The 26,535-nt window shown below is 56.7% G+C and carries 25 protein-coding genes; 15 read left to right on the plus strand and 10 right to left on the minus strand.

Going from position 1 to position 26,535, the window contains the following annotated elements; translation table 11 throughout:
* The first annotated feature begins 134 nt into the window (after positions 1-134).
* From allA to glxK, 10 genes are all read left to right on the plus strand, one after another.
* Positions 135-617 carry an ureidoglycolate lyase gene (allA, locus tag KOSB73_RS09265; protein ID WP_004137898.1) on the plus strand — a complete coding sequence of 161 codons (483 nt, stop codon included), beginning with the start codon at positions 135-137 and terminating at the stop codon, positions 615-617.
* Between the two features lie 91 nt (positions 618-708).
* A complete protein-coding gene (gene allR / locus KOSB73_RS09270) occupies positions 709-1,527 on the plus strand; it encodes an HTH-type transcriptional repressor AllR (RefSeq protein ID WP_049088818.1) in 819 nt (272 codons plus the stop codon).
* 88 nt (positions 1,528-1,615) lie between these two features.
* Positions 1,616-3,397, plus strand: coding sequence for a glyoxylate carboligase (gcl, locus tag KOSB73_RS09275; RefSeq protein WP_049085207.1), 1,782 nt, complete (start codon positions 1,616-1,618; stop codon positions 3,395-3,397).
* Between the two features lie 13 nt (positions 3,398-3,410).
* Entirely contained in the window at positions 3,411-4,187 is a 777-nt protein-coding gene (hyi, locus tag KOSB73_RS09280) for a hydroxypyruvate isomerase (protein WP_004137893.1), read from the plus strand.
* Between the two features lie 64 nt (positions 4,188-4,251).
* A complete protein-coding gene (gene glxR, locus KOSB73_RS09285) occupies positions 4,252-5,163 on the plus strand; it encodes a 2-hydroxy-3-oxopropionate reductase (RefSeq protein ID WP_373694807.1) in 912 nt (303 codons plus the stop codon).
* A 53-nt stretch (positions 5,164-5,216) separates the two neighbouring features.
* Positions 5,217-6,470 (plus strand): MFS transporter, encoded by a 1,254-nt coding sequence (locus KOSB73_RS09290; RefSeq protein WP_004137889.1) that lies wholly within the window; start codon positions 5,217-5,219, stop codon positions 6,468-6,470.
* An 81-nt stretch (positions 6,471-6,551) separates the two neighbouring features.
* Positions 6,552-8,006 (plus strand): allantoin transporter, encoded by a 1,455-nt coding sequence (locus KOSB73_RS09295; RefSeq protein ID WP_064342294.1) that lies wholly within the window; start codon positions 6,552-6,554, stop codon positions 8,004-8,006.
* A 107-nt stretch (positions 8,007-8,113) separates the two neighbouring features.
* Positions 8,114-9,475: an allantoinase AllB gene (gene allB, locus KOSB73_RS09300; RefSeq protein ID WP_098140409.1), complete on the plus strand. Its 1,362-nt coding sequence runs from the start codon at positions 8,114-8,116 to the stop codon at positions 9,473-9,475.
* 175 nt (positions 9,476-9,650) lie between these two features.
* On the plus strand, positions 9,651-10,961 hold the full coding sequence (locus KOSB73_RS09305) for a uracil/xanthine transporter (RefSeq protein ID WP_024358999.1): 1,311 nt from the start codon (positions 9,651-9,653) through the stop codon (positions 10,959-10,961).
* Positions 10,962-10,979: 18 nt separating this feature from the next.
* A complete protein-coding gene (gene glxK, locus KOSB73_RS09310; RefSeq protein WP_098140410.1) occupies positions 10,980-12,125 on the plus strand; it encodes a glycerate 3-kinase in 1,146 nt (381 codons plus the stop codon).
* A gap of 76 nt (positions 12,126-12,201) precedes the next feature.
* Here glxK and allE read toward each other — a convergent pair whose 3' ends face one another.
* From allE to allD, 3 genes are read right to left on the minus strand one after another with little or no spacing between them, the layout of a single operon-like run.
* The gene (allE, locus tag KOSB73_RS09315; RefSeq protein ID WP_098140411.1) at positions 12,202-12,984 is read right to left on the minus strand and encodes a (S)-ureidoglycine aminohydrolase; all 783 of its coding nucleotides are present in this window, start codon (positions 12,982-12,984) and stop codon (positions 12,202-12,204) included.
* Positions 12,985-12,994: 10 nt separating this feature from the next.
* Positions 12,995-14,230, minus strand: a complete 1,236-nt coding sequence (gene allC, locus KOSB73_RS09320; protein WP_098140412.1) for an allantoate deiminase — start codon at positions 14,228-14,230, stop codon at positions 12,995-12,997.
* Between the two features lie 21 nt (positions 14,231-14,251).
* Positions 14,252-15,301: an ureidoglycolate dehydrogenase gene (allD, locus tag KOSB73_RS09325; RefSeq protein ID WP_049085528.1), complete on the minus strand. Its 1,050-nt coding sequence runs from the start codon at positions 15,299-15,301 to the stop codon at positions 14,252-14,254.
* 315 nt (positions 15,302-15,616) lie between these two features.
* On the opposite strand from allD, the gene KOSB73_RS09330 reads away from it, so the two are divergent.
* From KOSB73_RS09330 to KOSB73_RS09345, 4 genes are read left to right on the plus strand one after another with little or no spacing between them, the layout of a single operon-like run.
* Positions 15,617-17,284, plus strand: a complete 1,668-nt coding sequence (locus KOSB73_RS09330) for an acyl-CoA synthetase FdrA (RefSeq protein ID WP_098140413.1) — start codon at positions 15,617-15,619, stop codon at positions 17,282-17,284.
* 9 nt (positions 17,285-17,293) lie between these two features.
* Positions 17,294-18,553 (plus strand): YlbE family protein, encoded by a 1,260-nt coding sequence (locus tag KOSB73_RS09335; RefSeq protein WP_024358993.1) that lies wholly within the window; start codon positions 17,294-17,296, stop codon positions 18,551-18,553.
* 10 nt (positions 18,554-18,563) lie between these two features.
* Entirely contained in the window at positions 18,564-19,367 is an 804-nt protein-coding gene (locus tag KOSB73_RS09340) for an oxamate carbamoyltransferase subunit AllH family protein (protein ID WP_098140414.1), read from the plus strand.
* A gap of 9 nt (positions 19,368-19,376) precedes the next feature.
* On the plus strand, positions 19,377-20,270 hold the full coding sequence (locus tag KOSB73_RS09345; protein WP_004137866.1) for a carbamate kinase: 894 nt from the start codon (positions 19,377-19,379) through the stop codon (positions 20,268-20,270).
* Positions 20,271-20,411: 141 nt separating this feature from the next.
* Here KOSB73_RS09345 and purK read toward each other — a convergent pair whose 3' ends face one another.
* The 5 genes from purK to ppiB all read right to left on the minus strand — a co-directional run bounded on the left by purK (position 20,412) and on the right by ppiB (position 23,738).
* Positions 20,412-21,479, minus strand: coding sequence for a 5-(carboxyamino)imidazole ribonucleotide synthase (purK, locus tag KOSB73_RS09350; protein WP_098140415.1), 1,068 nt, complete (start codon positions 21,477-21,479; stop codon positions 20,412-20,414).
* A complete protein-coding gene (purE, locus tag KOSB73_RS09355) occupies positions 21,476-21,985 on the minus strand; it encodes a 5-(carboxyamino)imidazole ribonucleotide mutase (protein WP_098140416.1) in 510 nt (169 codons plus the stop codon). Before purE ends, purK begins: the two co-directional genes overlap by 4 nt.
* A 96-nt stretch (positions 21,986-22,081) precedes the next feature.
* Positions 22,082-22,411, minus strand: a complete 330-nt coding sequence (locus tag KOSB73_RS09360) for a hypothetical protein (RefSeq protein WP_004137860.1) — start codon at positions 22,409-22,411, stop codon at positions 22,082-22,084.
* 106 nt (positions 22,412-22,517) lie between these two features.
* Positions 22,518-23,240, minus strand: a complete 723-nt coding sequence (lpxH, locus tag KOSB73_RS09365; RefSeq protein ID WP_098140417.1) for a UDP-2,3-diacylglucosamine diphosphatase — start codon at positions 23,238-23,240, stop codon at positions 22,518-22,520.
* 3 nt (positions 23,241-23,243) lie between these two features.
* A complete protein-coding gene (ppiB, locus tag KOSB73_RS09370; RefSeq protein ID WP_004130079.1) occupies positions 23,244-23,738 on the minus strand; it encodes a peptidylprolyl isomerase B in 495 nt (164 codons plus the stop codon).
* Between the two features lie 175 nt (positions 23,739-23,913).
* Between ppiB and cysS the strand changes: the two genes are divergently transcribed.
* Positions 23,914-25,299, plus strand: a complete 1,386-nt coding sequence (gene cysS, locus KOSB73_RS09375) for a cysteine--tRNA ligase (RefSeq protein ID WP_024358988.1) — start codon at positions 23,914-23,916, stop codon at positions 25,297-25,299.
* 137 nt (positions 25,300-25,436) lie between these two features.
* Here cysS and ybcJ read toward each other — a convergent pair whose 3' ends face one another.
* A complete protein-coding gene (ybcJ, locus tag KOSB73_RS09380; RefSeq protein ID WP_004099787.1) occupies positions 25,437-25,649 on the minus strand; it encodes a ribosome-associated protein YbcJ in 213 nt (70 codons plus the stop codon).
* Position 25,650: 1 nt separating this feature from the next.
* On the minus strand, positions 25,651-26,517 hold the full coding sequence (gene folD, locus KOSB73_RS09385; RefSeq protein ID WP_004137856.1) for a bifunctional methylenetetrahydrofolate dehydrogenase/methenyltetrahydrofolate cyclohydrolase FolD: 867 nt from the start codon (positions 26,515-26,517) through the stop codon (positions 25,651-25,653).
* Positions 26,518-26,535 lie beyond the last annotated feature (18 nt).

Genomic DNA, 26,535 nt, shown 5'->3' on the forward strand with positions numbered 1-26,535 from the left:
GCTTAAATCAGGTTTTGGAAAATTATTCCAACTTATAGTTAATACCACTTTGAGATGGCCATGAATTGACCGGTACATCTCTTACCCTCAAGGTATGAGGAGGGGAACGGTTTTTAATGACTAAGGAATATGCAATGAAGCTAGAAGTATTGCCGCTGACGCGCGAAGCCTTCCGCCCCTATGGGGACGTTATCGAAACGGAAGGACAGGATTTTTTCCACATCAACGATGGCAAAGTCCAGCGTTTTCACGATCTGGCGATGGTGGAAACCCTGCAGCAGGAGCGCACGCTGATCAGCATTAACCGCGCCCAGCCGGCGGCGCTACCGATTGTGGTCACCGAGCTGGAACGTCATCCGCTGGGCACCCAGGCGTTTGTGCCGATGAACGGTGAAGCCTTTGTCGTGGTGGTCGCGGCAGGAGGCGATCAACCGGACATGACCACGCTGCGCGCGTTTATCTCCAATGGCCGTCAGGGGGTCAATTACCATCGTAACGTCTGGCATCACCCGCTGTTTGCCTGGCAGAGTGAAACCGATTTTTTAACCGTCGATCGCGGCGGAAAAGATAACTGCGATGTGGTAGAGATCCCGACCGTGGAGTTGAGCTTTGCGTGAGGTTGCACGTGACGCTATCGATTATCTTGCATAACATGTGGGCGCTTACACACTATTTATGCTCAGGTTTTGAGCCGGAGATAATCGAGGTATGACAGAAGTGAGAAGGCGGGGAAGGCCGGGCCAGCAGGAGCCTTCCGCGCAAAAAGGCGCCCAGGCGCTGGAGAGAGGGATCGCGATACTGCAATACCTTGAAAAGAGCGGCGGCAGCTCGTCGGTCAGCGATATTTCCCTGAATCTGGACTTACCGTTGTCGACCACCTTTCGTCTGCTCAAGGTGCTGGAAGGCGCGGATTTTGTGTATCAGGACGCGCAGTTAGGCTGGTGGCACATCGGACTTGGCGCATTCAATATCGGTTCGGCGTACATCCACAACCGGGATGTTTTATCCGTCGGCGGACCCTTTATGCGCCGGCTGATGCTGATGTCGGGCGAGACCGTCAACGTGGCGATTCGCAACGGCAACGAAGCGGTGCTGATTGGCCAGCAGGAGTGCAAGTCGATGGTGAGGATGTGCGCGCCGCTCGGCAGCCGACTACCACTGCATGCTTCAGGCGCCGGGAAAGCGCTGCTGTATCCGCTGTCGGCGGAAGAGCTGGTGGATGTCATTGTGAAGACCGGACTACAGCGGTTTACGCCGGCGACGATCGTCGATTTGCCGGTCCTGCAGCGGAATCTGGATGAAGCGCGAGCCTGCGGCTACAGCATTGACCAGGAGGAGCACGTGACAGGATTAAACTGTATTGCTTCAGCGGTTTACGATGATGTGGGGTCCGTGGTCGCGGCGATTTCGATTTCCGGGCCGGCGTCCCGCTTAACCCCGGATCGTTTTATCAGCCAGGGAGAGCTGGTAAGGGAGACGGCAAGGAATATCAGCACCGCGCTGGGACTCAAACCCCAGGCTGATTGATAGCCGAACCGACCCGCTCTGCGGAGCGGGACTTTTTTGGCTTTTTTCAAATTTGGAAAATTTTTCCAATATAGCGAGGTAGTAAAAAATGGCAAAAATGAGAGCCGTCGACGCGGCAATGTATGTACTGGAAAAAGAAGGGATTACCACCGCATTTGGCGTGCCCGGCGCGGCGATTAACCCGTTCTATTCGGCGATGCGCAAGCACGGCGGGATCCGTCATATTCTGGCGCGTCACGTGGAAGGCGCGTCGCATATGGCGGAAGGTTATACGCGGGCCACGGCCGGCAATATCGGCGTATGCCTGGGAACATCGGGCCCGGCGGGAACGGATATGATCACCGCGCTGTACTCCGCCTCCGCTGACTCCGTTCCTATTTTGTGCATCACCGGCCAGGCGCCGCGCGCGCGTCTGCATAAAGAAGATTTCCAGGCGGTCGATATAGAGTCCATTGCTAAGCCCGTCACTAAGATGGCGGTGACCGTGCGCGAAGCGGCGCTGGTGCCGGGCGTGCTGCAACAGGCTTTCCATCTGATGCGCTCCGGCAGACCGGGACCGGTTCTAATCGACCTGCCTTATGATGTCCAGGTCGCGGAAATCGAATTTGATCCTGAGCTGTATGCGCCGCTCCCGGCGTATAAACCTGTTGCCACGCGCCCGCAGATTGAACGCGCGCTGGCGATGTTGCTGATGGCCGAACGCCCGGTGATAGTCGCCGGCGGCGGGGTAATTAACGCCGATGCCGCGGCGCTGTTGCAGCAATTTGCCGAAATCACCCATGTACCGGTGATCCCAACGCTGATGGGCTGGGGCTGTATCCCGGACGACCATGAGCTGATGGCCGGGATGGTCGGCTTACAAACCGCGCACCGCTACGGTAACGCCACGCTGCTGGCCTCCGACCTGGTGTTCGGTATTGGCAACCGCTTTGCCAACCGTCATACCGGTTCGGTCGAGAAGTACACCGCAGGCCGCAAAATCATCCATATCGATATCGAACCAACGCAGATTGGCCGCGTGCTGTGCCCGGATTTAGGGATTGTCTCCGATGCGAAAGCGGCGTTGACCCAACTGGTGGATATCGCGCAGCAGATGCAAAAAGAGGGCCGCCTGCCTCGCCGCGAGCGCTGGGTTGCCGAATGTCAGGAGCGCAAGCGCACGCTGCTGCGTAAAACCCACTTCGATAACGTGCCGGTCAAACCGCAGCGCGTTTATGAAGAGATGAACAAAGCCTTTGGTCGCGACGTGTGCTACGTCACCACCATCGGTCTGTCGCAAATCGCCGCCGCGCAGATGCTGCACGTATTTAAAGACCGCCACTGGATCAACTGCGGCCAGGCGGGGCCGCTGGGCTGGACGCTGCCCGCCGCGCTGGGCGTTTGCGCCGCCGACCCAGAGCGTAACGTGGTGGCGATCTCCGGCGACTTCGACTTCCAGTTCCTGATTGAAGAGTTGGCGGTAGGCGCGCAGTTCAATATTCCTTACGTCCACGTACTGGTGAACAACGCCTATCTGGGTTTAATTCGTCAGTCGCAGCGCGCGTTCGATATGGATTACTGCGTCCAGCTGGCGTTTGAAAATATCAACTCCAGCGAAGTGAACGGCTACGGCGTCGATCACGTGAAGGTCGCCGAAGGTCTCGGCTGTAAAGCGATTCGCGTCTTTAAACCTGAAGATATCGCGCCCGCATTTGAACAGGCGAAAGCGTGGATGAAAGAGTATCGCGTGCCGGTGGTGGTGGAAGTGATCCTTGAGCGCGTGACCAATATCTCGATGGGCAGCGAGCTGGATAACGTCATGGAGTTCGAAGACGTTGCCGACAGCGCCATCGATGCGCCAACCGAAACCTGCTTTATGAAATATGAATAAATGAGGTGAACCTATGTTGCGCTTTTCTGCCAATCTTTCGATGTTATTTCAGGAATATGATTTTCTCGAGCGCTTTGATAAAGCGGCGGCCTGCGGTTTTCGCGCCGTTGAATTTATGTTCCCGTATGACTATGCGCCCGAGGTATTAAAGCAAAAGCTGAGCGACAACCGGCTGGAGCATACCTTACATAATTTACCCGCTGGCGACTGGGCGGCAGGGGAGCGCGGCATCGCCTGTATTCCCGGTCGCGAAGCGGAGTTCCGCGAGGGCGTTGACGCCGCAGTCCGCTACGCCAAAGCGCTGGGCAATCGTAAAATCAACTGCCTGGTCGGTAAAACCCCGGTGGGCTATCGCGAAGATCATATTCGCGCCACGCTGGTGGCGAATTTACGTTTTGCCGCCGCCGCGCTGGCCCAGGAGGGGATTCTGCTGCTGATTGAGCCGATTAATTATTTCGATATGCCGGGGTTCTATCTGAATACCACGCATCAGGCGCTAGCGCTCATTGATGAGGTCGGCAGCGATAATCTGAAAATCCAGTACGATATTTATCATATGCAGCGCATGGAGGGTGAATTAACCCATACGATGCAAACTTATGCCAACCGAATTGGTCATTTACAGATTGCCGACAACCCGGAGCGCGGAGAGCCGGGAACCGGAGAAATTAATTACGATTATCTTTTTAAATTTATCGACAAGTCAAATTATGACGGCTGGGTCGGCTGCGAATATAAACCGCTGACTACCACCGAAGCGGGCCTGACATGGTTTAATCGCTACCGCTAATTTTTAATTTATCGTTGGGCACTATTTATTATTCTATTTCGGGGAAGGGATAACTATTGCCCAAATAAATCGAAACAGAAATTTTGAGAGGAAACGTATGAAACTGGGATTTATTGGTTTAGGTATTATGGGCACCCCGATGGCGCTCCGACTTGCCAAAGCGGGCCACGCGCTGCACGTGACCACCATCGGTCCGGTTGCTGAAGAACTGCTCAAGCAGGGCGCGCAGCATCTGGCTACCGCCGAGCAGGTCGCGGAGCAGTCCGAGATTATTTTTATCATGGTCCCGGATACCCCGCAGGTCGCCGACGTGTTGTTTGGCGAACACGGCTGCGCCAAAGCGGCCCTGAAGGGGAAAACCATCGTTGATATGAGTTCTATATCGCCGATTGAAACCAAGCGTTTTGCACAGCAGGTGCGGGATTTGGGCGCGGATTATCTCGATGCACCGGTATCCGGCGGCGAAATTGGCGCGCGTGAAGGCACGCTCTCGATTATGGTCGGCGGCGACGAAAAGGTGTTTGCTCGCGTGAAGCCGCTGTTTGATATCCTGGGTAAAAACATCACCCTCGTCGGCGGTAACGGCGACGGGCAGACCTGTAAAGTCGCCAATCAGATTATCGTCGCGCTGAATATTGAAGCGGTCTCCGAAGCGCTGGTTTTCGCGTCTAAAGCCGGAGCCGATCCCGCTCGCGTTCGTCAGGCGCTGATGGGCGGCTTCGCCTCCTCGCGTATTCTGGAAGTACATGGCGAAAGAATGTTGAACCGGACTTTTAATCCCGGCTTTAAAATTTCCCTGCACCAGAAGGATCTTAATCTGGCATTGCAGAGCGCGAAAGCGCTGGCGCTTAATTTACCGAATACGGCAACCTGTCAGGAGCTATTTAATACCTGCGTCGCCAACGGCGGTAGCGAATTAGATCACTCGTCTTTAGTTCAGGCGCTGGAATTAATGGCGAATCATAAAATATCGTAATGAGAAAATGCTGCCGATTCCGGCAGCGTTTTTTAAACCTCACGGGTGAATTTATGGATACTATCAATAAAACGGGTATCGACTATTGGAAGAAAATAGTCGTGGTAATGAGTCTGGGCTGGGTGGCAATATGGATTTATCGTACCGTATTAACGCCGATTTACCCGGAAATTCAGGCGTCCTTAGGCAACGTCAGTAACGCTGAAATTGGCGCGATAGCCAGCTTCTATTTTCTTGCCTACTGCGGAATGCAGATCCCCTGCGGTATTCTGGTTGATAAACTGGGGCAGAAAATTATGCTGATGTGTGGTTTCTCGCTGTTTATTATCGGCACGCTAAGCATCGCTAATGCGGGAAACCTGACGCTGATTTATATCGGCTCGCTGCTGGCTGGCGCCGGCTGCGCGTCCTTCTTCAGCTCCGCCTATTCGCTCTCCTCGGCCAACGTGCCGCAGGAGCGTCGGGCGCTGGCGAACGCCATTATTAACAGCGGCTCGGCTATCGGGATGGGGATTGGCCTGATTGGCTCAAGCATTCTGGTCAAAAGCATGCATATGGCCTGGCAAAACGTGTTGTTTATTGTCGCCGCGATCCTGGTGGTGATGCTCTGTGTGTTTACCCTGGTGATTCGTCGCAAGCTTAAAGAGCCAGCCGCAGCGGTCAATAAAAATAGCGCCACGGCGTCAGCACCGGTCGAAGAGAAGTCAGCGCCGCTGTTTTCGCCGCTGCTGTGCAGCGTTTACTTCCTCTATTTCTGCACCTGCTACGGCTACTACCTGATCGTCACCTGGCTGCCTTCCTATCTCCAGACCGAACGCGGCTTTGACGGCGGGGCCATTGGTTTTGCTTCGGCGCTGGTGGCGGTTGTCGGGGTGCCGGGGGCGCTGTTCTTTAGCCATCTGTCGGATAAATTCCGCGACAGTAAAGTCAAAGTTATTCTCGGGCTGGAGATTGTCGCCGCGGCCATGCTGATGTTTACCGTCCTGTCGCCGAATACCACCATGCTGATGATTAGCCTCGTGCTGTACGGACTGCTGGGCAAAATGGCCGTTGACCCGATTCTTATTTCGTTTGTCTCCGAGCAGGCATCAGCGAAAACATTAGGCCGCGCTTTCAGCTTATTTAATTTCTTTGGTATGAGTTCAGCGGTCGTTGCCCCGACGCTCACCGGTTTTATTTCCGATCTGACTGGGTCAAAAGAAATTAGTTTTGTGATGTCTGCCGGGCTAGTTATTACCGGAACGATACTGTTTGCATTGATTACCTTGCGTAAGAACAAAATACAGTCAAAGACAATTCCCGTATAATAAAAATAAATAATTATAATAATTTGTTGTTCCACATAGCTAAACCTGTAAGCGTAATCCGATGCGTATTAAGAGGGAATTATGGAACAAGCTCAAGACCTGTACAAATCCAGAGGTTATAGCGACGATCTATTACCAAAAATAGAATCGCAGCGTAACTGGAAGACATTTAACTATTTTACCTTATGGATGGGATCCGTACACAACGTACCTAATTATGTCATGGTTGGTGGTTTTTTTATTCTTGGACTATCAACGTTCAGTATAATGATGGCAATAATATTGAGTGCTTTTATTATTGCCGCGGTTATGGTGTTTAATGGCGCTGCCGGAAGTAAATACGGCGTACCCTTCGCTATGATTTTAAGAGCCTCGTATGGGGTGCGCGGGGCATTATTACCTGGCCTGCTCAGAGGCGGTATTGCGGCGATTATGTGGTTTGGTTTGCAATGCTATGCCGGTTCGCTGGCATTCCTGATCTTATTAGGCAAACTGTGGCCAGCGTTTTTGACCCTTGGCGGCGATTTTAAGCTGCTGGGACTGTCGTTGCCGGGGCTGATCGCCTTTCTGGTTTTCTGGCTGATTAATGTGGGGATTGGTTTCGGCGGCGGAAAAGTTCTCAATAAATTCACCGCGATCCTCAACCCCTGTATCTATGTTGTGTTCGGCGGCATGGCCATCTGGGCTATCTCGCTGGTGGGGATCGGCCCGATCCTCGACTACCTACCGACCGGAGTGGAGAAAGCGGAACATAGCGGTTTCCTGTTCCTGGTGGTGATTAACGCGGTGGTCGCCGTGTGGGCGGCGCCGGCTGTCAGCGCCTCGGACTTTACCCAGAACGCGCGCTCGTTTCGCGATCAGGCGCTTGGGCAAACCCTTGGTTTAGTCGTGGCTTATATTCTTTTCGCGGTGGCCGGGGTGTGCATTATCGCCGGGGCCAGTATCCATTACGAAATGGATACCTGGAACGTGCTGGATATCGTGCAGAAATGGGATAGCCTGTTTGCTTCTTTCTTTGCGGTGCTGGTGATATTAATGACCACGATCTCCACCAACGCCACCGGTAATATTATTCCGGCAGGCTATCAAATCGCGGCAATTGCACCGACTAAATTGACCTATAAAAACGGCGTACTGATCGCCAGTATTATTAGCCTGCTGATCTGCCCATGGAAATTAATGGAGAATCAGGACAGTATTTATCTTTTTCTCGATATCATCGGCGGCATGCTGGGCCCGGTTATTGGGGTAATGATGGCGCACTACTTTGTCGTCATGCGCGGGCAAATTAATCTTGATGAGCTGTATACCGCGCCGGGTGATTATAAGTATTTTGATAATGGTTTTAACGTTACCGCATTCCTGGTCACCATCGTGGCGGTGATTTTATCGCTCGGCGGAAAATTTATTCCGCTGCTCGAACCATTCTCCCGGGTGTCGTGGTTTGTCGGCGTCATCGTCGCTTTTGCCGCATACGCTTTACTAAAAAAACGGGCGCTGCCGAATAATATTTCGCACCCGGATGTTGTTAGCTGATTTTCTTATCAAGAGGAAGATTTATTTCAGGGATGAAGCATCAATACCCAAAGCCACAAGCAGAAGTATGGCGGGTTAATCGTCTGTACACATACAAGGAGTTTTATATGTCTTTTGATTTAATTATTAAAAACGGCACCGTTATTCTGGAAAACGAATCGCGGGTGGTGGATATCGCGGTTGCTAACGGCAAAATCGCCGCGATCGGTGAAAACCTGGGCGAAGCGAAGCAGGTGATGGATGCTTCGGGCCTGATCGTGTCGCCGGGGATGGTCGATGCGCATACCCATATCTCTGAGCCGGGGCGTACCCACTGGGAAGGATATGAAACCGGCACTCGCGCAGCGGCAAAGGGCGGCATCACCACGATGATCGAAATGCCGCTGAACCAGCTCCCGGCGACCACCGACCGCGAAACCATCGAGCTGAAATTCGATGCCGCGAAGGGCAAGCTAACCATCGACGCCGCGCAGCTTGGCGGCCTGGTTTCCTATAATCTGGACCGCCTGCATGAGCTGGATGAAGTGGGCGTGGTGGGCTTCAAATGCTTTGTCGCCACCTGCGGCGATCGCGGGATCGACAACGACTTCCGCGACGTTAACGACTGGCAGTTTTTCAAAGGCGCGCAAAAGCTGGCCGAAATGAAGCAGACCGTGTTGGTGCACTGTGAAAATGCGCTGATCTGCGATGAGCTCGGCGAAGAAGCAAAAAGAGAGGGCCGCGTGACGGCGCATGATTATGTCGCGTCGCGTCCGGTCTTCACCGAAGTCGAGGCGATCCGCCGCGTTCTCTATCTGGCGAAAGTCGCCGGTTGCCGCCTGCACGTATGCCACGTCAGCAGCCCGGAAGGGGTCGCCGAAGTGACCCGCGCGCGTCAGGAGGGTCAGGACGTCACCTGCGAATCCTGTCCGCACTACTTTGTGCTGGATACCGAGCAGTTCGAAGCGATTGGCACCCTGGCGAAGTGCTCTCCGCCGATCCGCGACGCGGAGAACCAGAAGGGAATGTGGGAGAAGCTGTTCAACGGCGAAATAGACTGCCTGGTCTCCGACCACTCTCCGTGTCCGCCGGAAATGAAGGCGGGCAATATCATGCAGGCCTGGGGCGGGATTGCCGGTCTGCAAAGCTGCATGGACGTGATGTTCGACGAAGCGGTGCAGAAGCGCGGTATGCCTCTGCCGCAGTTCGCCCGCCTGATGGCGACCAACGCCGCCGATATTTTCGGCCTCAAGCACAAGGGGCGCATCGCGCCGGGCAAAGACGCCGACCTGGTGTTTATTCAGCCGAACAGCAGCTACGTTTTGCAGGCGGAAGACCTCGAATACCGGCATAAAGTCAGCCCGTACGTTGGCCGGAAGATTGGCGCGCGTATCACTAAAACCATCCTGCGCGGCGAGGTGATTTATGACATCGAGCAGGGTTTCCCGCAGGCGCCGAAGGGGAAATTTATCCTTAAGCATCAGCAGTAACGGGTAACCGTTGCATTCCCGGATTGCGGCGTAAACCCCTTATCCGGGTTACGAACCTGACGTCGTGCGCGGGTTTTGTAGCCCGGGTAAGGCGCAAGCCGCGATCCGGGGCATAACCCACACCGTTCAATGTTTAGCGCCAGTTCAACGTCAGGCGCTTTGTCAGGATTTTATCATGGTGGTATTGCCGCTAAATCAACGAAACACCCTGGCGGGATTTCAATGGTTCTTTTTTATCTTCTGCAACACCGTGGTGGTGCCGCCGACATTACAATCTGCTTTTCAGCTTCCCGCCAGCGCGCTGATTACGCTTACCCAATACGGTTTTATTACCACCGGGCTGGCGTGTCTGGCGCAGGCGCTGCTGGGCCACCGTCGCGCGATTATGGAGGGGCCGACGGGGCTATGGTGGAGCACCATTCTGACCGTCACCGTCGGCGAAGCCGCGCGCGGCACCGCGTTCGACAGCATTGCGGCCAGCCTGGCGGTGGGTATCTTTCTCTCAGCCGTTCTGACCATCATTATTGGCGTCAGCGGCATCGGCCATCGCCTGGCGAAGCTCTTTAGCCCGACGGTGATGGTCTTTTTTATGCTGCTGCTCGGCGCGCAGCTGACGACCATATTTTTTAAAGGCATGCTCGGGCTGCCCTTTAGTTCGACCCAGGCCAACGCCGCCATTCAACTGGCGCCCTTTGGCCTCGCGCTGGCGGTGATGATCCTGGTGCTGGGGATGATTATTTTTCTCCCGGACGGCATCGCCCGCTACGCTCTGCTGACAGGAACCCTGGCGGGATGGGCGAGCTGGTACCTGCTGTTTCGCACGCCGCCCGCCACGGCGGCATCCGGGCCGATTCACTGGCAATGGTTTCCGCTCGGCTACGGCGAAGAACTACGCCCAGGCATTATCCTGACGGCGCTGCTGGCCGGGCTGGTGAATATCACCAATACCTACGGCGCCATTCGCGGCACCGACGTTTTTTATCCCCAACAGGGCGCCAGTAATAGCCGCTACCGACGCAGCTTTATTATCTCCGGCCTGATGACCTTAATAACAGTTCCTCTTAGCGTGGTGCCGTTTTCACCGTTTGTTTCGTCGATAGGCTTATTAACCCAAACCGGAGAAACCTCGCGCCAGCCGTTTATTATCGGCTGCCTGTGTTGTCTTTTAGTTGGCCTGTTTACGCCGCTGACCCACTTTTTTACCACGCTGCCGCTGCCGATTAGCAGCGCGGTCATGCTGGTCTCTTATCTGCCGTTGTTATATTCCAGCTTATCGTTCAGTAAACAAATTACCTTCACCGCGCGAAATATCTACCGGCTGGCGCTGCCGCTCTTTATCGGTATTTTTTTAATGGGTCTGCCGCCAGTTTATCTCCAGACGCTACCCCTGATAATTCGACCGCTATTAGGCAACGGCTTATTAATCGGCGTGCTGCTGGCGGTAGTGATGGAAAATCTCATTCCCTGGGATCGTATTAAGTCATGACAGCAAAAAGGATCAACAATGAAAATTATTATTGCACCGGACTCTTTCAAAGAGAGCGTTAGCGCCAGCCGCTGCGCCCAGGCGATAAAAGCGGGCTTTGTCTCAATTTTCCCGCAGGCGGAGTGCGTCTGTCTGCCGATCGCCGATGGCGGCGAAGGAACGGTTGAGGCGATGGTCGAGGCCACTGACGGCAAAATGGTGATGCTGCCGGTCATGGGGCCGATGGGCGATTTTGTCGGCGCCTTCTACGGCCTGAGCGGCGACGGGCAAACCGCATTTATTGAGATGGCGGCGGCCAGCGGGCTGATGCTGGTTCCCGCCGGGGAGCGTAACCCCCTGCGGGCTACCAGCTACGGCACCGGCGAGCTGATTCGCCATGCGCTGGACGCCGGGGTTCGCCATATTATTCTCGGTATTGGCGGTAGCGCCACGGTAGACGGCGGGATGGGTATGGCCCAGGCGCTGGGGGCGCGCTTTCTGGATGAGCGCGGCGAGAGCGTCGGCCTTGGCGGCGGGGCGTTACAGCGGTTGGTAAAAATAGACCTAAGCGACCTCGATCCGCGCCTTCACGATTGCCGGATTGAGGTGGCCTGCGACGTCGATAACCCGCTGCTCGGCGAACGCGGCGCGGCGGCGGTTTTTGGTCCGCAAAAAGGGGCTTGCATAGAAATGGTTGCCGTTCTGGAGCGCGGGTTACAAAACTACGCTCGGGTTATGCTGGCGGCTACCGGTCAGGATGTCGCGCCGATGGTCGGCGGCGGCGCGGCCGGCGGAATGGGCGCGGCGGCCCGGGTTTTCCTTAACGCTACGCTGAAATCAGGTATCGATATTGTGCTGGAAGCGGTTCATCTGGAGGAGGCGCTGCGCGATGCGGACCTGGTGATCACCGGCGAAGGACGGATTGATTCGCAAACCGTCGGCGGCAAAGCGCCTGTCGGCGTGGCGCGGATCGCCAAAAAGTACGACATCCCGGTTATCGGTATCGCGGGTGTGCTGGGCGACGGCGTTGAAGCGGTGCATCAGCACGGTATTGATGCGGTATTCAGTATTTTACCCTCGCTGGCGCCGCTGGCCGAAGTGCTGGATCGCGGCGAGCAGAATCTCTATGCCTGCGCGCGTAATATTGCCTGCGCAATAAAATTAGGTCAGCAAATCCCCGTCTGAATAAAAAATGCCACGGTTTTCACCGTGGCAAAATCCAACATAGCTAAACAAAAAAGGTGAACTTCATCGGCGACAATCAGATCTCAACGTCGCGATGGCAATCTTTCGAGTAAATGTAGCTAAACGCCTCGCGCCCGACGCCGTATCCGGCCTGTAGTGAATAAGCGCCCATAAAGATATAGTCGCCTTTTTTCACTGGCACCCAGTTGTTGTCGAGGTTATAAACGCCCTGGCCGGAGAGAATATAGGCACCGTGTTCCTGGACGTGGGTTTCGATATAACCGTGGCTGGCTCCCGGCTCGAAGGAGAGAATATGCATGTTCATATCGAAGCCCAGCTCTTTCGGCAGGAAATCGATCAGGATAACGTCTTCCATTCCTTCATAATGAATTCGCTCCAGCTGGCTGACGTTGCCGGTAACCAGATAAGGGGCGTGATTCTCAACCGTAATATAGCGGCGTTTGTAGAGGAATAACTGGCTGTCGCCTGAGCGGTTATTGATGAAGGTAAGTTTCTCGCCCGGCGGGCAGTAAATATAGCCGCCTTTGGTTAGCGGGAAGCTTTTGCCTTGCGCCCCGGCGGTGATTTCCCCCTCAATCACATACAGGAAGGTCTCAATCCCTTCGCCGCCGAAACCGCCCTGATTACTGCCGTTTTCATGCAGCGTCACCAGATAATCCACAAAGGTCGCGCCTAATTTCGGCGTTGACAGAATGGTCACATCGCAATTAGCAAAACCCGGAATAATATTTTTGACCAGACCGTCCGGCGTCAGCAGCGCATAATTGCCGTGGCGCACGATGGAACGGCTGGCCAGTAAATCATCGCGATAGCCAACCACATTATTTAAATAACCCATTATCTTTTCCTTATTCAGTCCAGGCCAGTTGATGCAACATTAAGGCCAGCGTTTTTACGCCTTCCGCCAGATCGTCGATATGCGTGCTTTCCGCCGGGTTATGGCTGATGCCCTTAATGCTCGGCATAAAGATCATGCAGGTCGGGAAGCAGGGGGCGAAAATTTGCGCATCGTGCCCCGCGCCGCTGTGCATCACGCGGAAATTCATCTTCTCTTTTTCACAAAGGGCGGTGAGCCGGGCCACCAGCGTTTTATCCATCGGAACCGGGGCTTCATCCATCCACAGATCGATCTCGATGCCAATCTCCATTTCCCGGCAGATCCGCCGCATATCGGCTTCAATCACTTCTGTAAATGCCGTTAATTCGCGGGCATCGGTATGGCGGCAGTCCATGGTGAAGACCGTTTTACCCGGCACCACGTTAACGGTATTCGGCTGCGGATCGACCTTGCCGAAAGTGAGCACCAGCGGGTCGCCGTGGGCCTTCGCTTTGGCGATAGACTCGCAGCAGATGCGGCTAAACGCATGAACGGTATCGCGGCGGTAGCCCATTGGTGTGGTTCCCGCATGGTTGGACTCACCGTTGAGGGTGATGGTGTAGCGGCGCTGTCCGACGATGGCGTTGACCACTCCGATGGATTGCTTATTGGTTTCCAGCACCCGGCCCTGTTCGATATGCAGTTCGACGAAGGCTTTAATATCCCGGCGCGGCGCCAGCGGGGCGGCGGGCAGCGTGAAGCCGCACTGCTTCATGGCGTCAACAAACGCCACGCCTTTGGCGTCCTTAATCTCGCGCACGTCCGCCGGGTTGGCGATGCCGACGATATTTTTGCTGCCCCAGAAGACATAAGGGAAGCGGCTGCCTTCTTCCTCGGCCAGCGCCAGCACTTCGACGGTACGCAGCGGTGCGCCGTAGGTCTCTTTTAGCCAGCGTACCGCCAGCCAGGCCGCCAGCGCGCCGAACTGACCGTCAAGATTACCGCCGTTGACCACGCTATCAATATGCGAACCGCTAAGGATAACTTCGTCGGGAAAGCGCGTACCGGGCAGGCGGCCATAAAGGTTGCCGACTTCATCAAAGCGCGTTTCCAGCCCGCTTTCGCTCATCCGTTGTTTAAACGCCTGCTGCGCCTGTAACCATTCCGGCGAATAGAGCAGGCGGGTAATTCCCCCGGTCGGGTCGGCGCCGAAAGAGGAAAGCCAGGGCAAGGTCTCTTCTATTGCCTGTCGAAAATAATGAGCCATACGCAACTCCTGTATTTTAATTTATTGAGCAAAAGGGGAATGGGTTTCATAAGAGCGGTTATATAAAGCGTCAGAAACCAGATAGTCATAAATCTCATCAACGATTTCGATACCGTCCACCGCGCTGTTTTTCTCATTGATATCCAGGTTCTGCCCCGGGTAATAAACCTGGTTAAATCCGGGCGCTGGCGTAATGGCGTTTAATTCGCGCATGGTGTCGCTGATATGCTGGCGAAATAGCGTGCTGGAGGAGAAAAATTGCGGGTTGATAACGATATGTAGCTGGCCCAGCTCGCGTCCCTGGCTGAGGTTGTCGTACATCGAGCTGACCTGGCGACCAAAGGGCAGGTTGAGCAAAATGCCGGAGAGCACGTCGATCATCATCATCAGGCCGTAGCCTTTCGGACCGGCTGCCGGAAGCAGGGCGTGGACGGCAAAGGGGTCGCTGGTCGGCGCGCCGTTTTTATCCACCGCCCAGCTGTCGGGGATGGTTTCATGGCGCGAGCGGGCGTCGAGAATTTTCCCCCAGGCCTGCACGGTAGTCGCCATATCGAAGGTAATGATATCGTCGCCCTCGCCGGGGGCGGCGAAGGCCAGCGGGTTAGTGCCGTAATAGATTTCCGCGCCGCCGAAAGGCACGACCATCGGATCTGACTGACACAGCGAAAGCCCGATAAATCCGGCGCGGGCCGCCTGCCGGGCGAAGTAAGAGATCGCGCCGCTGTGTCCCATGCGCCGAATGCCAACCACGGCGACGCCGTTTTCCCGGGCAATCTCTATCGCGTGCTCCATGCCCATTTTGGCAGCGACCTGACCAGCGGCATTATCGGCATGCAAAATGCCGCTGCAGGGACCTGTTTTTTCAAAGGTAAAGTTGGGTTGACGGTTAGTTCCGCCTTTTGCAATACGTTCCGCATAATATTCAACGCGGACCGCGCCGTGCGAATGAATGCCTCTTGCATCGGCATAAACCAGCACATCGGCAATAATATCCGCGTGATTATGAGTAAGCCCTGCTTTGTTCAGCTTATTGGCAATAAGCTGATGAAGTGTTTCCCGACTGACTTTCATCTGTCTTCCTTTTAACGACGGTGTAGAGCCTGACTGACGATTAAAATACGGGGAAAATAAACTTAAATTGTGATCTGCATTGGTAAAAATAGTTAGTTAGATTTTATTTAATAATCACCGCGGGTTTATCAGAAGGGACCCGGTTAATCTATTCATTGAAAATTCCGGGCTAATGCCTTCGGCTTTATTTGAAAGCGTCTTGTAATAATTTCCATGTGATATGGCTCACGCCGCCGATAATTTTATCTCGTTAGCCTGATTGCAGATTATTCATGCTCATTCAATTGCAATGGGTGCAATTATTGGGGAGTTATTATGATCCATGCCTTTATAAAAAAGGGCTGTTTTCAGGATTCAGTCAGCTTAATGATTATTTCGCGTAAGCTGAGTGAGTCAGAAAATGTCGACGATGTTTCGGTGATGATGGGCACACCGGCAAATAAATCGCTGCTGGAAACCACCGGTTTCTGGCACGACGATTTTACCACCGCGACGCCGAATGATATTTGCGTGGCGATCCGTACCGATTGCGCCGATGCGTCGGTGGCGGAAATGATTATCGCCCGTCTTGATGAGGCCCTCGCCGCCCTGGCGCAGGGGAGCGGGCAGAGTCAGAGCCTTAGCGTGGTTCGCCGCTGGCAGAGCGCGACGCAAAAGCTGCCGCAGGCCAATATGGCCTTAATTTCGGTTGCCGGAGAGTACGCTGCGGAGCTGGCCCATCAGGCGCTTAGCAGCGAGAAAAACGTGATGATCTTCTCCGATAACGTCACGCTGGAAGATGAAATCGCCCTGAAAACCCGCGCCCGCGACAAAGGGCTGCTGGTGATGGGGCCGGACTGCGGCACCGCTATGATTGCCGGAACCCCGCTGGCTTTCGCCAACGTCACGCCGGACGGCAACATTGGCGTGATTGGCGCATCCGGCACCGGTATTCAGGAACTGGTCTCGCAAATCGTCCTTGGCGGGGAAGGGATCAGCCATGCTATTGGCCTCGGCGGGCGCGACCTGAGCGCCGAGGTGGGCGGCATCAGCGCGCAAACGGCGCTGGAAATGCTGACCCAGGACGGGCAGAGCCAGGTGCTGGCCTTTGTCTCGAAGCCGCCCGCCGAGGCGGTGCGCCAGAAGGTGATTAGCGCCATGAAGCGCAGCGCTAAGCCGGTGGTGGCGCTGTTTCTCGGCTATGCGCCGCCCGCCGCCCGCGATGAAAACGTCTGGTTCGCCCGCACCCTGGATGAGGCCGGGCGCCTGGCCTGCCTGCTGGCGCGCGTCGCGCGTTACCAGCAAACCCTGAGCGCAGTCGCGGGCAAGCAAATTCGCGGTTTATACACCGGCGGCACGCTGGCCGCGGAATCCGCCGGGCTGCTCGCCGAGCGGCTGGGCATCACCCCTGACGCTCATCATCCGCAGGGCATGATGCTCAATGCGCAGGGTCATCAGGTCGTCGATCTTGGCGATGATTTTTACACCGTGGGCCGCCCGCATCCGATGATCGACCCCTCCCTGCGCAACCAGCTGATTGCCGAACTGGGCAAGGAAAATCAGGTCGGCGTGTTGCTGCTGGACGTGGTGATTGGCTACGGCGCGACCGCCGATCCCGCCGAATCGCTGGTGGAAGCCTGCCTGCGGGCGTGGGCGGTGAGAGACGAGCGCCATCCGCTGCATATCATCGCCACGGTGACCGGCACCGAAAGCGACCCGCAGTGCCGTTCCCGGCAGATTGCTTCCCTCGAAGATGCGGGGATCGTGGTGGTCGATAGCCTCCCCGAAGCCACGCTGCTCGCCAGCGCGCTGATTAGCCCGCAGCGGATGGCGGAACTGGCCCCGCGCGCCAGCCTGCTGGACGGCGTGGCGGTGATTAACGCTGGTCTGCGCAGCTTCGCGCTCGATTTACAGTCCGCCGGAACGCCGGTTGTCCACTATCAGTGGGCGCCGATCGCCGGGGGGAATAAGAAACTGGCTCGTTTATTAGAACGTTTGCAATAAGAGGTCTCTATGTTTACATCAGTGGCGCAGGCCAATGACGCAGTAATAGAACGAATTCGTAATGCACGTCCGCACTGGCTGGATGTGCAGCCAGCGGGTTCTTTAATCGGGGCGCTGAATCAGAACAAAACCCTGCTCCACGCCGGGCCGCCGATGCGCTGGCAGGAGATGACCGGACCGATGAAAGGGGCCTGTATCGGCGCATGCTTATTCGAAGGCTGGGCACAGGATGAAAAAACCGCCCACGCGATGCTGGAAGGCGGCGAGATTACCTTTATTCCCTGCCACCACGTTAACGCCGTGGGCCCGATGGGCGGGATAACCTCGCCGAATATGCCGATGCTGGTGGTGGAGAACATCGCCGAAGGCAACCGCGCCTATTGCAACCTGAATGAAGGGATTGGCAAGGTGATGCGTTTCGGCGCCTACGGTGAAGACGTGCAGCAGCGCCTGCGCTGGATGCGCGATGTGCTGATGCCGGTCCTCAGCGCGGCGCTGAAACAGATGGAACGCGGCATCGACCTGACCGCGATGATGGCCCAGGGCATCACCATGGGCGATGAGTTCCACCAGCGCAATATCGCCACCTCCGCGCTGCTAATGCGCACGCTGGCCCCTTATCTGGCGCGACTTAATCACAATAAGCAGCAGATTGCCGAGGTGATGGATTTCCTCGCCATTACCGATCAGTTCTTCCTCAACCTGGCGATGGCCTACTGTAAAGCGGCGATGGATTCCGGGGCGCAAATTCGCGCGGGCAGCATCGTCACCGCGATGACCCGCAACGGCAATATGTTCGGTATCCGCGTCAGCGGGCTGGGCGAGCGCTGGTTTACCGCGCCGGTCAACACCCCGCAGGGACTGTTCTTTACCGGCTTCTCTCAGGAGCAGGCCAACCCGGATATGGGCGACAGCGCCATTACCGAAACCTTCGGCATCGGCGGCGCAGCGATGATCGCCGCTCCCGGCGTCACGCGCTTTGTCGGCGCGGGCGGGATGGAGGCGGCGAAATCCGTTTCCGAGGAGATGGCGGAAATCTTCCTTGAACGCAATATGCAGCTGCAAATTCCGGGCTGGGATTTCCAGGGCGCCTGTCTGGGGCTGGATATTCGCCGGGTGGTGGAAACCGGGATTACGCCGCTGATCAACACCGGCATCGCTCACAAAGAGGCGGGGATCGGCCAGATTGGCGCCGGGACCGTCAGAGCGCCGCTGGCCTGCTTTGAGCTGGCGCTGGAAGCGCTGGCGGACGAGCTGGGCGTAAGCTAAGGAGCGCGCGATGCAGATTATCCGTCCGCTGACAGGCAGCGTTGATGCGCCGGACCATCGCCAGCCGTGGCGAACCGGCGGCCTCTGGCAGCGCACTATCAACCTCTATGTTGAAGGCGGCGCATTGCTGACGCTGCATCGTCATGGGCAGGGCATCAGTCCCGGCGGATGGGTATTACGTCATCGCGATTTTATCCGCCTGCATGGGGCGCTGCGGGCGGGCGCTCTGCCTGCGGCGGGCGAAAATGGCATTCAGGTTGATGACCTTTTGCTGTCGCCGCCGCGCAGACGCTGCTCCCTGCGGCCTTGCTATCAGCCCGCTGGCGCTCGCTTACCGAAAGCGCTGGTGGATCGCCCGGAAGAGACTGGGCTGTTCGGGCCGCTGTCGCAGGCGGTTCATCTACCACTGCATCCTGAATTGCGGCAATTACGCCACTGTTTTGCCTCAGCGCTGCGCGGGAACGCCGTTGACTGGCGGCTGTGGCTGGGAAAGGGGCCGGGCCTGACGCCGAGCCTGGACGATATGCTGATCGGCATGATGCTGGCGGCCTGGCGCGCGGGACGGATGTCGCGCCACGGCGGGCAGGCGTTCTTTCGCGCATCCGGGGATCTGCACGCGGCGACGACCCAGGCGAGCGTCAACTATTTACGCTATGCCAGCGCGGGGCGCTTCGCCTCGCCGCTGCTGCATTTTTCTCACGCGCTTCAGCGCGGACGACGTATTGAACCCGCCATCGAAGCCCTGCTGGCGATGGGCCACACCTCCGGCGCCGACACCCTGCTGGGATTCTGGCTGGCGCAACACATTATCTAAGGAAAAATCATGAAAACGCTGGTGGTTGCCCTCGGCGGCAACGCTTTATTGCAGCGCGGGGAAGCGCTGACCGTGGAAAATCAGTACCGCAATATTGATAGCGCGGTTCCGGCGCTGGCGCGCCTGGCGCAGAAGTACCGGCTGGCGATTGTCCACGGCAACGGGCCGCAGGTGGGCCTGCTGTCGCTGCAAAACCTCGCTTATGGCGATGTCGAACCTTACCCGCTGGACGTGCTGGTGGCGGAGAGCCAGGGGATGATTGGCTATATGCTGGCCCAGCGCCTGGCGCAGGAAGCATTGATGCCGCCGGTCTCGACGGTGATGACGCGCATCGCGGTAGCCTCGAACGATCCGGCATTTTCAGCCCCGGAGAAGTTTATTGGTCCGGTTTACGAACCTGAGCTACAGGCGCAGCTTGAAGCCGAATACGGCTGGACGATGAAGCGTGACGGCAAATATCTGCGCCGGGTGGTTCCCTCGCCGACTCCGGTGAGGATTGAGGAGAGCGAGTCGATTGAGCGCCTGCTGGGCGAAGGTCATGCGGTGATCTGCTGCGGCGGCGGGGGGATCCCGGTGCTGGAGTGCGGGCGCGGCGCGGAAGCGGTGATCGATAAAGACCTCGCGGCTGCGCTATTGGCGGAGCAGATTAACGCCGATGGCCTGGTGATCCTCACCGACGCCGATGCGGTGTATGAGCACTGGGGCACCCCGATGCAGCGGCCTATTCGCGAAGCGACGCCGGAAGCGCTGGCGCCTTTTGCCCGCAACGATGGCGCGATGGGGCCGAAAATCGCGGCGGTCAGCGGTTACGTTCGCCGCCGGGGCAAGCGGGCGTGGATTGGCGCGCTGTCGCGCATTGATGACACTCTGGCTGGATTGGCGGGAACGTGTATCAAGCCCTGATGCGTTGGCGAAACTTACCAGCGGCGCAGACTGTAAAATAGCGTGCGCTTTTCCCCCGGGGGCGGCGCCTTGTGCGGGCTACGGGGGAGTGCCTCTCTGGTAGCCCGGCTAAGGCGCAGCGCGCCGCAAGCCGGGGCTGAATTACGCCAGCTGCGCCTGCGCCCAGACGATGCCGCTGGCGTATTCCGGCGGCAGCAGCGGCTTCAACGCTTCCAGCGTCGCGCTCAGGCGGTCGGTATCGCTGTCGGTCAGGTTCAGGTGTCCGACTTTACGACCCGGACGCACCTCTTTGTCATACCAGTGCAGATGCACCAGCGGCAGCTTCAGCCAGTCATAGTTCAGATCGGTACCGATCAGGTTGATCATTACCGACGGGCTGTTTACCACCGGCGGCGGCAGGGGGAGATCGGTGATCGCCCGCAGATGCAGTTCGAACTGGCTAATCGACGCGCCGTTCTGCGTCCAGTGGCCGCTATTATGGACTCGCGGCGCCAGTTCGTTAATCAGCAGGCCATCGGCGGTGACGAAACACTCCATCGCCATTACGCCAACGTAGCCCAGCTCATTCATGATCGCCGTCAGCATCTGTTCCGCCTGCGCCTGCTGCTTCGCATTTGCCTGCGGGAAAGCGACGCTGGCGCGTAAAATACCGTCCTGATGCAGGTTGCGGGTCAGCGGATAGAAGACCGTGCTGCCGTCCCGGGAGCGAGCGCCGACCAGCGACACTTCGCCAGAGAAGTTAATCCCCTGCTCGACGATACACTCGCCGTAGTTATCATCCGGCAGCTGCGCGATTTCGTTTTCCCGCAAACGCCACTGGCCGCGACCGTCGTAGCCGCCGACGCGGCGCTTAACGATAGCCAGCTCGCCGAGACGGGCGAACACCGCGGGCCACTCGCTTTTATCCGCCAGAAGCTGCCACGGCGCGGTAGCGAGCGCCAGCTTATCGAACAGCTGCTTTTGCGTCAGACGGTCGGCGATAATCGGGAAGACGTCGCGGTTAACGAACGCGGAATGACGCGCCAGCTCGCGGGTCAGCGCGGTTTCCGGCCAGCGTTCAATCTCTGCGGTGATCACGCTTTGCTGTACCGGCACCGCTTCCGGGTCGGCTTCCAGACCAACCGGCCAGACCGCAATACCCAGCGGCTCACCGGCCTGACGCAGCATTCGGCCTAGCTGGCCGTTGCCGAGAACGCAAACCTGCTTCATGCCGCACCCCGCGGGTCCGGGTTATCCAGCACTTCATCGGTCTGCGCCTGACGCCAGGCGCTGAGGCGCTGGTGCAGTTCAGCATCGTGCTGGGCGATGATCTGCGCCGCCAGCAGGGCGGCGTTAGCGGCGCCGGCTTTACCGATCGCCAGCGTGCCAACCGGGATGCCGCGCGGCATCTGGACGATGGAGTAGAGGCTGTCAACGCCGCTCAGCGCTGCGCTCTGCACCGGTACACCTAACACCGGCACCAGCGTTTTCGCCGCAATCATACCCGGCAGATGCGCCGCGCCGCCCGCACCGGCGATAATCACCTGAAAACCGTTCTCTTGCGCGCTTTCGGCGAAGCTGAACAGTTTATCGGGCGTGCGGTGGGCGGAGACCACTTCGACATGGTACGGAACGTTCAGGGCATCAAGGATTTCTGCGGTAAACTGCATGGTAGCCCAGTCGCTTTTGGACCCCATCACGATGGCGATACGCGCCGAATTATTGCGGGAAGACATGCGTCTTAAAACTCCTGTGGGTGTGTTTCACACTGCTTTAGAGGCCACAGAGAATAGCATGAACTGACGGCAAGGAAAACGGTTGCGTACGCATGGCTAGCCGACTTTTGTCTCGTCGGTATTCGATGAAACGCGGCGGTTATGGGCGGCGGTCGCGCTGGCGAAAAAGGTAAAAATCAGCACCAGCCCCCAGGGCAGCATAAGAATACTCATAATCAGCATGTATACCTGCACAAAGCGCTCATCGTGCGGCCGTGTGCAGAGCAGATAAATCGCGTAAAAATAGAGAATCCATAATAAAATGGCGAACCAGACTACGCTCAGCGTTCCAAGATAGGTAAACGCCAGACCAAAAAAGCTGGCCATAATCGGGCCGATGACGGCGATGACCATTCCCCAAATCAGGGGCTGACTCCATTTTTGCATGCTCGTTCCTTGAGAGAGGTTTGCTGGAAAATTAACCTGGCGGGAGCAAGGAAAGACAGCAATTCAGTTGCCTGAGGGGATTTTTCGGAATAGTGCCTGCAGGCTATCAGAAAGGGAAATGAATCAGCTCGACGTCTTCTGGCGTGACTTTGACCATGGAACCTTCGCTGTGCCAGGCGCCGAGCACTACGCGATACGCGGTTTTGCCGTTGGCTTCCAGGGAATGGACGGCAGGGCGGTGCGTATGCCCGTGAATCAGCCACTGGACGTGATGTTCCTCCATGACGTCAACCACCGCCTGCGGATTGACATCCATAATCTCCATCGACTTGCTGCTGTTGGCCGCTTTGCTGTCGGCGCGCATTCTGGCGGCGATACGGCGGCGAATAAACAGCGGCAGGGCCAGAAACAGGCGCTGGATCCAGGGATTGTGGACTTTCGCGCGAAACGCCAGATAGCCCGCGTCGTCGGTGCAGAGGGTATCGCCGTGCATAATCAGCACTTTGCGCCCGTAGAGGTCGAGAAGCTTTTCTTCCGGCAGCAGGATCATGGCGCTTTCGCGGGCAAAGCGCTGACCGACGAGAAAATCGCGGTTGCCGTGGAGGAAGTAGCAGGGGACGCCAGACTCGGCTAACGCGTTGAGCGCAGCGGCAATTTGCCGATGCAGCGGGTTCGGATCGTCATCGCCGATCCAGGCTTCAAACAGGTCGCCGAGGATATACAGGGCGTCCGCCTGGCGGGCTTCCCCGTGTAAAAAACGCAGAAAACCGGCGGTAATCGCCGGTTCTTCCGTTTGCAGATGCAAATCCGCAATAAAAAGCGTCGCCACGAATTATTCGCTGACGGTAACGCTTTTGATCACAACATCTTCTTTCGGCACATCCTGGTGCATGCCGCTGCGGCCGGTGGATACCGCTTTGATTTTGTCGACTACGTCCATACCTTCAACCACTTCTGCGAATACGCAGTAGCCCCAACCCTGCAGGCTTTCGCCGGAGAAGTTCAGGAAGTCGTTATCGGCGACGTTGATGAAGAACTGCGCGGTCGCGGAGTGAGGCGCCTGAGTACGGGCCATCGCCAGCGTACCGCGGGTGTTTTTCAGACCGTTGTTCGCTTCGTTCTGAATGGGGGATTTGGTGGTTTTCTGATTCATGCCCGGCTCAAAACCGCCGCCCTGAATCATGAAGCCGTTGATAACGCGGTGGAAAATAGTGTTGTCGTAAAAACCTTCACGACAGTAGTCCAGGAAGTTTTTAACTGTTTCCGGCGCTTTGTCGTCAAACGTCTTGATTACGATATCGCCATGATTGGTGTGGAAAGTAACCATTTTTGCATCCTGTTCCGATGATTGTGGTGCCTGCACCCGGAGTCGGGTGAGATATAGGGGGCTGTTATAGCATAACCGCAGGATGCGATCACCTTGCATTGTGTGCTGATTCGGGTTTGAATTACGGGTAGAATACCCGGTTTTCAACCACACACGTGTTTACATGGAATCTTCGATGTTAAAAATCTTTAATACAATGACGCGCCAGAAAGAGGAATTTAAACCTATCCATGCCGGGGAAGTCGGCATGTACGTGTGTGGTATTACGGTTTACGATCTCTGTCACATTGGCCATGCTCGTACCTTTGTTGCCTTCGATGTGGTTTCGCGCTACCTGCGTTTCCTGGGGTACAAACTGAAATACGTGAGTAATATTACCGACATCGACGATAAAATCATCAAGCGCGCTAATGAGAACGGCGAGAGCTTTGTGGCGCTGGTCGATCGTATGATCGTCGAGATGCACAAAGATTTCGACGCCTTAAATATTCAGCGCCCGGATATGGAGCCGCGCGCTACCCACCATATTGCGGAAATCATTGAGATTACCGAGCAGCTGATCGCCAAAGGCCACGCATATGTCGCCGATAACGGCGATGTGATGTTCGACGTACCGACCGATCCGAACTACGGTCAGCTGTCGCGTCAGGATCTCGACCAGCTGCAGGCCGGCGCGCGCGTTGATGTTGTCGACGTCAAGCATAACCCGATGGACTTTGTGCTGTGGAAAATGTCGAAAGAGGGCGAGCCGAGCTGGCCGTCGCCGTGGGGCGCGGGCCGTCCGGGCTGGCACATTGAGTGCTCCGCGATGAACTGCAAGCAGCTGGGCAACCATTTTGATATTCACGGCGGCGGGTCGGATCTGATGTTCCCGCACCATGAAAACGAAATCGCTCAGTCCACCTGCGCCCACGACGGCGAGTACGTGAATTACTGGATGCACTCCGGGATGGTAATGGTTGACCGCGAGAAAATGTCAAAATCGCTGGGCAACTTCTTCACCGTGCGCGACGTGCTGAAGTTCTATGACGCGGAGACTATCCGCTACTTCCTGATGTCCGGCCACTATCGCAGCCAGCTGAACTACAGCGAAGAGAACTTAAAGCAGGCGCGCTCCGCGCTGGAGCGTCTGTATACGGCGCTGCGCGGAACCGATAAAACCGCAGAGCCGTCCGGCGGCGAGGCGTTTGAAGCGCGCTTTATCGAAGCGATGGATGACGATTTCAACACCCCGGAAGCTTATTCGGTGCTGTTCGATATGGCCCGTGAGGTTAACCGCCTGAAAACCGAAGATGCCGCCGCGGCCAACGCGATGGCGGCGCATATGCGTAAGCTCTCTTCGGTGCTGGGTCTGCTGGAGCAGGAGCCGGACGCCTTCCTGCAGAGCGGCGCGCAGGCGGACGACGGCGAAGTGGCGGAAATCGAGTCTTTGATCCAGCAGCGTCTGGACGCGCGTAAAGCGAAAGACTGGGCGGCGGCGGATGCCGCGCGTGACCGTCTCAACGAGATGGGCATTGTGCTGGAAGATGGCCCGCAGGGTACCACCTGGCGCCGGAAGTAGTCTCATTCTCTCTTTTTGCCGGGGCTATCCCCGGCATTTTTTTGCCCATACTCAGGCCTGTGCATCAGGCGCTGACCATAGGGTCTAATTCCCGGATGGGGATAAATTTAAGGCGCCGGTTGCGGCGCCTTAACTTTTTACTCGGTAACGGTAACGCTCTGCCCTTCAAAGCTGACCGTTTGACCGGCGACGATTTTGCAACGCTTGCGGGTTTCGACCGCGCCGTCGACTTTGACCAGACCGTCGGCAATGGCGATTTTCGCCTGCGCGCCGCTTTCGCTCCAGCCTTCCAGCTTCAGCAGGTCGCAAAGCTCAACGTGCGGGTGTTTGCCTAAAGAAAAATTCGCCATCTCAGGCCTCCTGAATATCGTGATACTCTTCGCACGCCTGCAGCGTGTTCTGAATAAGGGTGGCTACGGTCATCGGGCCGACGCCGCCGGGAACCGGGGTGATGTACGACGCGCGCGCGGCGGCATCTTCATAGACCACATCGCCAACCACTTTGCCGTTTTCCAGGCGGTTAATCCCAACATCGATCACGATCGCGCCTTCTTTAATCCATTCGCCCGGAATAAAGCCCGGTTTACCGACAGCCACGATCAGCAGGTCGGCGTTTTCGACGTGATGACGCAGGTTTTTGGTAAAACGGTGAGTGACGGTGGTGGTGCAGCCAGCCAGCAGCAGCTCCATGCTCATCGGACGCCCAACGATGTTAGAAGCGCCAATGACTACCGCGTTCAGGCCGTAGGTATCGATATTGTAACGCTCAAGCAGCGTGACAATCCCGCGCGGGGTGCACGGACGCAGGCGCGGTGCGCGCTGGCACAGACGACCCACGTTATACGGGTGGAAGCCGTCAACGTCTTTGTCCGGCGAAATGCGCTCGAGGACTTTGACATTATCAATGCCGGCGGGCAGCGGCAGCTGAACCAGGATGCCATCAATAGCCTCATCGGCATTCAGCGTGTCGATAAGTTCCAGCAGCTCCGCTTCGCTGGTGGTTTCCGGGAGATCGTACGAGCGGGAGACGAAGCCTACCTCTTCACACGCTTTGCGCTTGCTGCCGACATAAATCTGCGATGCCGGGTTGCTGCCGACCAGCACGACGGCTAACCCTGGAGCACGAAATCCGGCCGCAACGCGGGCCTTCACTTTTTCCGCAACCTCAGAGCGTACCTGCTGCGCAATCGTTTTACCGTCAATAATTTTTGCTGCCATCAGAGAGAGGATTCCATC

This window comes from Klebsiella grimontii (genome assembly GCF_900200035.1).
Classification (GTDB): domain Bacteria; phylum Pseudomonadota; class Gammaproteobacteria; order Enterobacterales; family Enterobacteriaceae; genus Klebsiella; species Klebsiella grimontii.